Origin of the sequence: Streptomyces sp. NPDC088124 (genome assembly GCF_040685895.1) — a bacterium.
Classification (GTDB): domain Bacteria; phylum Actinomycetota; class Actinomycetes; order Streptomycetales; family Streptomycetaceae; genus Streptomyces.
This window is the reverse complement of the sequence record NZ_JBFBJB010000115.1, coordinates 1-8,643: the sequence shown is the minus strand read 5'-3', so window position 1 is coordinate 8,643 and position 8,643 is coordinate 1. Positions and strand designations below refer to the sequence as shown.

At 72.5% G+C, this 8,643-nt stretch carries 2 protein-coding genes; both read right to left on the bottom strand.

The features are described 5' to 3' along the window. Positions 1 to 3,514: amino acid adenylation domain-containing protein (locus AB0P17_RS42840; RefSeq protein ID WP_365820490.1), on the bottom strand; the 3,514-nt coding region annotated here is incomplete at its 3' end. 39 nt (positions 3,515 to 3,553) lie between these two features. Further along, on the bottom strand, positions 3,554 to 8,635 hold the full coding sequence (locus AB0P17_RS42835; protein ID WP_365820488.1) for an amino acid adenylation domain-containing protein: 5,082 nt from the start codon (positions 8,633 to 8,635) through the stop codon (positions 3,554 to 3,556). Between the last annotated feature and the right edge of the window lie 8 nt (positions 8,636 to 8,643).

Sequence of the window (8,643 nt, the reverse complement as noted above, 5' to 3'; positions counted from 1 at the left end):
CCACCCGCGACTCCACCCCAACACCCTCGCCAACCAGCCACCCCGCCAACCACTCCACCCGCTCCGCCAACTCCCCATACGACAGAGACACTTCGCCACACACCACCGCAATCCGGCCAGGAGACGACATCACGCGGGACTCCACCAGACCCCACAGAGAAACCCCCACCGCGCCCGAGCCCACACCCGACACACCCCAGTCGCCCGCCAGCACATCCCGCTCAGCACCCACCACCAGCCCGGCGCCGGACAGACGGCGCCCGGCACCGCCGCCCACCACCACGCCCGCCAGCTCGACCCAGTGACGGCACAGCCGTTCCATCAGCACGCCGTCGAACAGATCCGTGCTGTACTCCAGTTCGCCCGACAGCCCGCCGTCGTGGCGCCAGAACTCAAAAGTCAGGTCGAACCGGGACGACTCGCGCGGCACGTACTCCCGTTCCGCGGCCATCTCCCCGAAGGTCTCCAGGTCGCCGAAGGCGTTCTGGAGCACGATCGCCGCCTGCACCAGCGGGGTCCTGCTCGTGTCCCGCTCGGGTGCGAGCGCGTCGACCAGACGGTCGAACGGCACGTCCTGGTGGGCGAACGCCTCCAGCGTGGTGTCGCGGACGGAGGCGAGGAGATCGCGGAACGAGCGGCTCTCGTCGACCCGCGTACGGAGGACCAGCGTGTTGACGAAGAAGCCGATCAGGTTCTCCGTCTCCTCCCGGTCCCGCCCGGAGGTGACGGTGCCGATCGCGATGTCCGCGCGTCCGCTGTAGCGCGCCAGCAGCAACTGCGTCACCGCCGTGAGCACCATGAACAGGCTGGCCCGCTCGGCGCGGCCCAGCGCGGCCAGCCCCTCGGCCAGCTCACGCGGCACCTCGAAGGTGTGGACCGCGCCGGCCGCCGTACGGACCGCCGGGCGCGGCCGTGACGTCGGCAGCTCCAACGGCTCCGGGCCCGCCAGCCGCTCACGCCAGTAGCCGAGTTGGCCGTCCAGCGCCGAGCCTGCCAGGGCGTCCCGCTGCCACAGGGCGTAGTCCGCGTACTGGACCGGCAGCTCCGGCAGTGCCGCGCGGTCTCCCCGTACGGCCGCCGCGTACAGCGTGCCCAGGTCCCGGACGAGCACGCCCACCGACCACCCGTCGGTCACGATGTGGTGCAGGGTGGCCATCAGTACGTGTTCCGCCGGGGCGAGGCGGATCGTCAGAATGCGCAGCAGCGGTCCGGTGCGCAGGTCGAATGGTGTGGCCTGTTCCGTACGGAGCGCCGCGTCCAGCGCCTCGGCGCGGGCGTTCTCCGCGAGCTTCGACAGATCGATGCTGCCCACGGGCACGGCGGGCGCCGCCGCGTCCGCCGCGTGGACCACCTGCACCGGGCGGCCGTCGACGGACGCGAAGGTGGTACGGAGGGTTTCATGGCGGGCCACCAGCTCGGCGACGGCCTCGCGCAGGGCGGTGCCGTCGAGTTCGCCCGCCAGCCGCAGCGCGGCGGCGGTGTTGTACTCCACGCTCCCCGGGGTGAATTCGTCGAGGAACCAGAGGCGTTGCTGCCCCGGGGCGAGCGGGAGCGGCAGGGCGGCGCCACGGTCGGCGACCGGGATCGCGGGCTGCGGAGCGACGAGCGGCGCACCGTCCGCCGGGCTCACGCCACCCTCCGGGTCCCCGCCGCCCGCCGTGTCCACCACCTCCGCCAGGGCCGCCACCGTGGTCCGGTCGAACAGGGTGCGCCAGGAGAGCGCGACGGAGGTGGCGCTCCGTACCCGGGAGACCACTTGCAGGGCGAGGATGGAGTCGCCGCCGAGATCGAAGAAGTCGTCCTCGGCGCCCACCTGTTCGGCGCCGAGGACCTCGGACCAGATGGCGCACAGCGACTGTTCGGTACGGTTACGGGGAGCGAGGTACGGCCGCGCCGCGCGGTCCGTCACGTACTCGGGTACGGGCAGCGCGCGGCGGTCCAGCTTGCCGTTGGCGGTCAGCGGCAGCGCGTCCAGCGTGACGAAGACCGCGGGAACCATGGACTCGGGGAGCAGGTCCGCGACATGGGAGCGCAAGGCCTGCACGTCCAGGCCGTCCCCGTGTTCCGGTACGAGGTAGGCGGCGAGCCGCTTGGCTCCCGGCCGGTCCTCCCGGGCCACGACGACGGCGCTGCGCACGTCGGGGTGGCGCGCCAGCACGGCCTCGATCTCGCCGGGTTCGATGCGCAGGCCGCGGATCTTCACCTGGTCGTCGGTGCGTCCGCCGTACTCCAGCGTTCCGTCGCTCCGCCAGCGCACGACATCCCCGGTCCGGTACAGCCGCTCGCCCGAGCCGAACGGGTCGGCGACGAACCGCGCGGCGCTCAGCCCGGCCCGGTCGTGGTAGCCGCGGGCGAGAGGGCCGCCCAGATAGAGCTCGCCCCAGCTCCCGACCGGTGCGGGCCGCAGCGCGTCGTCGAGCACCTGGGCCCGGGTGTTGGCGATCGGGGCGCCGATCGGATACGGCCCCGTACCGTCGGCGGGGAGGGGCGCGCTGAGGGTGGCGCAGACGGTGGCCTCGGTCGGCCCGTAGGCGTTGAGCACCCGTCGGCCGCCGGCGGACCAGCGGGCGACGATGTCGTCGGGGCAGGTCTCGCCACCGACCAGCAGCGTGCGCAGGTACGGCAGTTCACCTTCGGGGAGGGTACCGAGGACGACGGGCGGCACCATGAGATGGGTGACGCGCCGCTCGGCGAGCAGGCTCATCAGCTCGTCCCCCAGGGGCTGGCCGGGGGCCAGGACGAGGGTGGCCCCCGCGGTGAGCGTCATCAGGATGTCGGCCATGGCGACGTCGAAGCTGGGCGACACGTATTGGAGCACCCGGCTCCGGTCGTCCAGGCCGAGCGCCTCGGCATGGGAGACCGCCAGACCGAGCAGACCCGCGTGGGGTACGACCACGCCCTTGGGGCGACCGGTCGATCCCGAGGTGTAGATCACGTACGCGGCGTTGTCCATCGCCACGGGCTCGTCGGGGACACTCTCCTCGGGGACGGCCGCGTCGAGTTCTCCCAGTTCCAGGACCGTCGGCACCGACTCGGCATCCGTACCCGTACCCGTACCTGTACCCGCGTGCCCGCCCCGCCGTGTGACAAGCACCTGCGGCCTGCTGTCCGCCAGGAGGTGGGCGATACGGTCGGCGGGGTACCCGGGGTCGATCGGCACGTACGTACCGCCGGCCCGGAGCACCGCGAGCAGCGACACGATCAGATCGGCCGACCGGTCGAGGCTGACTGCCACCCTCGCCTCACATGCCACCCCGTGCTCGCGCAGCCGGCGAGCCAAACCGGCTGATTCATCGAAGAGTTGGCGGTATGACAGGCTGCGGCCCCCGTCGCCCGCCTCCTCGATCGCGAGGGCGTCCGGTGTTCGTTCGGCCCAGCGGAGGACGTCCCCGAGCACGGAGGCACCGAGCAGCTCGGTCCGTACGGTGTCGTTCCAGCTCTGCGGCACCGGGCGGCCCTCGTCAACTGCCGTGACGGGCGCGGACTTCCGGTTCGGCGAGGACGCCGTGTTCATGAATCCCCCTATGACTGGTTCCTGCTCGGTGCGCAGTGCTCACTGCTGCCGTATCGACTCTTCGAGTTCCTGGAGGATGCGTTCCTCCACCGCCGTCGCGAGACCGGCGACCGTAGGCGCGTCGTAGAACGCGCGGACCGAGAACGCGACCCCGAAGGCCGTACGGATCCGGGAGATGACCTGGAGGATCTGGATGGAGTTGCCGCCCAGGTCGAAGAAGTCGTCCTCGGCGCCGACCCGTTCCGTACCGAGCACCTCCTGCCAGATGCCCGCCAGCACCTCCTCGCCCGTGTTCCGCGGCGCGACGTACGCGGTGCCGCTCTGTGCCGCGGGCCCGGGCGCGGGCAGTGCCCTGCGGTCGACCTTGCCGTTCGCGTTCAACGGCAGTTCCGCGAGCTCCACGAAGACCGACGGCACCATGTAGCCGGGCAGCAGGCCCTTGAGGTGCGTGCGCAGCGGACCCGGCTCGAAGGCGTGCCCGTCCCGTACGACCGCGTAGCCCACCAGGCGCGTCGCGCCGCCGTCGTCCTGGCATGCCGCGACCACCGCCCGTGCCACGGAGGGGTGCAGGCGCAGGGCGGCCTCGATCTCGCCGGGCTCGATGCGGAATCCGCGTACCTTGAGCTGCTCGTCCGCCCGTCCCGCGAACTCGACGCTCCCGTCGGGGAGATATCGCGCCCGGTCGCCGGTCCGGTAGAGCCGGTCCGCCGGATCGCCTCCGAAGGGGTCGGCGACGAAGCGCTCCGAGGTCAGGGCGGGCCGGTTCAGATAGCCGCGGGCCACGCTCGGTCCGCCCACGTACAGGTCGCCGGTCACACCGACGGGCACGGGCCGCAGTGCCGCGTCGAGGAGGTACATCCGGATGCCGGGGTTGGGCCGGCCGATGGGCACTCCGGCGGTGTCGGGCAGCGCGCCGCGTACGGCGGGGTAGAGGGAGGATTCGACCGTGGCCTCGGTGACGCCGTACGTGTTGAGGACGGTGGTGGCCTTGTCGGCCCGCTCCAGCAGTCTGCGGCAGTCGTCCGTACGCCACAGGTCGGCGCCGGCGGCCAGCACCCGCAGCGGCGGGAGCGGTTCCCCGCGCCGGGCCGCCTCGTCGACGAGCGCGGTGGCCAGCGCCGGGACGGTGTCGAGGTGGGTGACCCGGGCGGAGCGGATGAGATCGAGCAGCCGCGTGGGGTCGGCGACGGCTTCGGAGGGGGCGATGACCAGGGCTCCGCCGTGGCAGAGGGCGTGCACCAGGTCGGAGACGAAGACGTCGAAGGACATGCTGGCCACGTTGAGCTGACGCACCGGCCCGTCGGTGTCGCCGCGGCGAGCGGGGCCGTTCGGTGCGGGGATCACCGTGTCGCCCGTGAACCCGTACGCCGCGTTCCACGACGCCGCGCCGTGGCTGACGCTGCGGTGTTCGACCAGTACGCCCTTGGGCCGCCCGGTGGAGCCGGAGGTGTAGATGACGTACGCGGCGTCGCGCGGCGTCACACCGGTCTCCGGGGCCCGATCGGGCAGCGCTTCGAACCGTCCCGCCTCGGTGTCGAGGGTCAGCACCGGCACAGGCGTGGCGGGCAGGTCGCCGGCGAGGGAGAGCTGGGTGACGACAAGGGCGGCGGCGCTGTCGGTGAGCACGTACTCCAGCCGTTCGGCCGGGTGTGCCGGGTCGAGCGGTACGTAGGCGCCGCCCGCCTTGAGGACGCCGAGCAGGGCGACGACCATGTCGACCCCGCGTTCGAGGCAGATGGCGGTCACGGTCCCGGGGCCGACGCCGAGGGTGACGAGGTGCTGGGCGAGCCTGTTGGCGCGCGTGTCGAGTTCGGCGTACGTGAGCGAGCGGGTCCCGGAGAGCACGGCTTCGGCCAGGGGTGTGCTGCGCGCCTGGCCGGCGATGAGTTCGTGCAGGCAGGCGCCGTGGGCGAAGGGGATCGCGGCGCCGCTCCAGCCGTCCGCGCCGAGCAGCCGCGCGTTACCGGCCGCGGAGAGCAGCGGCAGTTCCGCGGGCGGACGGTGTGCGTGCTCGGGCATGCTCCGCAGCAGTACGGCGAGGTGCTCGGCCATGTGGTCGATCCTGTCCCGGTCGAAGAGCTCCGGGTCGAAGGCGAGCACGAGCGCCAGCTTGTCGGTGTCGGTGTAGGCGGTCAGGTCGAGGGGGTAGCTGGTCGTGTCGACGGCGGTGACATCGGTGACGCGCAGTCCGTGTGCGGCGGCGGCCTCCTCGTTGCCGGGGTAGTTCTCGAAGACGACAAGGGACTCGAACAGCTCGGTTCCCGGAGGCAGTTCGGCGCACTCGCGGATGTCACGGAGGGCGAGGTGTTCGTAGCCCCGTGCCTCGGCCTGCTCGCTCTGGATCCGGCCGAGCCAGTCGAGCAGGCTCTCGCCGCCGGGGCCGGTCGTGCGGATCCGGACGGGCAGTGTGTTGAGGAAGTTGCCGACCGTGGACTCCATGCCGGGGAGCTCCGCCGGGCGTCCGGAGACCGTCGCGCCGAAGCACACGTCGCTCTCGCCCGCGTAACGGGAGAGGAGCAGGGCCCAGGCTCCCTGTACCACCGTGTTCAGGGTGAGGTGATGGCGCCCCGCCAGCTCCGACAGGGCTCCGGCCTGCGCCGCCGTGAGTTCGATCCGTACCCGCTCGGCCGCGTGGGAGCGGTGGCCCGGGGCGGGCCGGCGGTCGGCCGGCAGCGGGGTGGGCGAGCGGAACCCGGCCAGGGCGGCGCGCCAGTAGGCCCGGGCGGCTCCGGTGTCCTGCCGGCCCAGCCACGCCACGTAGTCCCGGAACGGCGGACGGGTCATCGGCACGGCCGCCCGGGCCTGTGGCCGCACGGCCGCGGGGGCGTCCGGCCGCGCGGCCGGCCCGGCCGCCTCGGCCGACAGCTCGGAAGCGCCGGCCGCGTCGCGGAGCGACCGGTACTGGGCGAAGACGTCCTCGAAGATCTGCGTGGTGCTCCAGCCGTCGAGCACCACGTGATGGAAGGTCCACACCACCCGGACTGCGGCTCCGGACACCCGCACCAGGACGAGCCGCATCAGCGGCCCGGTCGACAGATCGATACCGCCCGCGTGCTCGTCGGCCGTCAACCGGGCCAGCAGCACGGCCTGTTCCGCCATCGGGACGCCGGTCCAGTCGAGCTGCCGGATATCGAGGACGGCGCGCCGTCGTACCACCTGAAGGGGCTCGGGCACACCCTCCCACACCAGGTGGGTGCGGAGCGCGGGCGTCGCGTCCACGAGCCGCTGCCAGGCGGTGGCCAGCAGCCCGGGGTCCTCGGCGCCTTCGAGGAGGAAGGACACCTGGTCGAGGTAGACACCGGGGTCGCTCAGGGTGTGGAGCAGCATGCCGCTCTGCAGGGGCGTGAGCGGATAGATGTCCTCGATCTCGGAGCTGGCGGCATCCGTACCGGCCAGGGCGTCGACGGCCGCCTGGTCGAGCCGGGCGAGCGGGAAGTCGGAGGGGGTGCGGCCGCCGGTTCCTGGCCGGGCGCAGTGGTGTACGAGCGCGCGGATCTCGGCGGCGAACGTGTGGGCCAGCCGTTCGACGGTCGACGGGAGGTGCAGTTCGGTCGAGTACGTCCAGGTGAAGGTCAGCCGTCCCTCGCTCACCACACCGATCACATCGATGAGATGGGCCCGCTGCTCGTCCGGGTGGTGGTCCTGCCCGAGGGCGGGAAGGACGGACCGTATCGGTCCGGCGCCGGAGGAGGTCGCGTCGTCCCCGGTGGCGTCGAACCGGCCGTGATAGTTGAAGCTGATACGCGGCTCGTCGGCGCCGGCGAGCGGTCCGGGACGGCCGGGTTCGCCCGCCGCCGCGAGATGGCGCAGCGCGCCGTACCCGATCCCTCGCTGAGGCACCGACCTGAGCTGTTCCTTCACGGACTTGAGCGAGGCGGCCAGGTCGTCGCCCTCGGCACCGTCCTGACCGTGACCGTGACCGTGACCGTGACCGTGACGTGGACCATGACCGTGACCGTCGCCGTCGTCGGGAAGGGCGAGGGCGACCGGGTGGATCGAGGTGAACCAGCCGACCGTACGCGTCAGGTCCACGTCGGCGAAGAGTTCCTCGCGGCCGTGTCCCTCCACGGCAACTGCCGTGCGTTCGCGTCCCGTCCATGCCCGGAGGGTGCGGGCAAGGGCGGTCAGCAGTACGTCGTCGGTACGCGTCCGGTACGCGTCCGGTACCCGGTGCAGCAGAGCCCCGGTCTCCTCGGCGTCCAGGGTGAGGTCGTACGTTGCCTGGACGGCCATCGTGTTACCGCCACCCGGGAGGTCGACCGGCAGCTCGGTGACGGCCGCGTCGGTGACCGCGCACCAGTGGCCGGCCTGGTCGTCGAAGCCGCCCGCGGCGACATGGCCGGCCAGCCTGTCCGCCCATTGGGCGACGGACGTGCTCTTCTCCCCGAGCTGCACGGGGCGCCCCGCGGCGGCCTGCCCGTACGCCCGGGTCAGGTCCTCCAGCAGGATGCGCCAGGAGACTCCGTCGACCAGCAGATGGTGCGCGGCCACGAACAGCCACGCGGGCCGGTCCGGGCCACGGTCCCCGACGAGGACCCGGAACAGCGGCCCCTGGGAGAGGTCCATGCCGCTCTGGGCGGCGCGTGCGTGCTCCTGCCAGGCGGCGACTTCGCCGTCATCGGTATCGGTATCGGTATCGGACGAACGGGTGAGGTCGTGGACGGTGAACACCATGTCCAGGTCGACGGCCGGGGTGATGTGCCCGGCCCAGCCGCCGGCTTCGGTCCGGGTGAAGAGCGTACGCAGCGCGTCGTGCTGGGCCACCAGCGCGGCGACGGCGGAGCGCAGAGCGGTCAGGTCGGCGCCGGGGACCAGCTCGAAGGCCATGGACATCGCGAAGTGATGTGGCGCGACGGGGTGGTGCGCGAAGAACCACTCGCGGATCGGCGTCGGTCCGACGGGGCCTCTCACCACACCCTGCGCCGCGGCGGAGCCGGTTGCGGGTGCGGCGGAGGCGGCGGAGGCGGCGAGGTCGGAGATGTTCTGCCGGAGGAACACATCACGCGAGGTGAGGGCGATCCCGGCGCGGCGGGCCCGGGAGACGACTTGGAGGCTGGAGATGGAGTCGCCGCCGAGGGAGAAGAAGTTGTCGTGCACTCCGACCCGCTCGACACCCAGCACCTCCGACC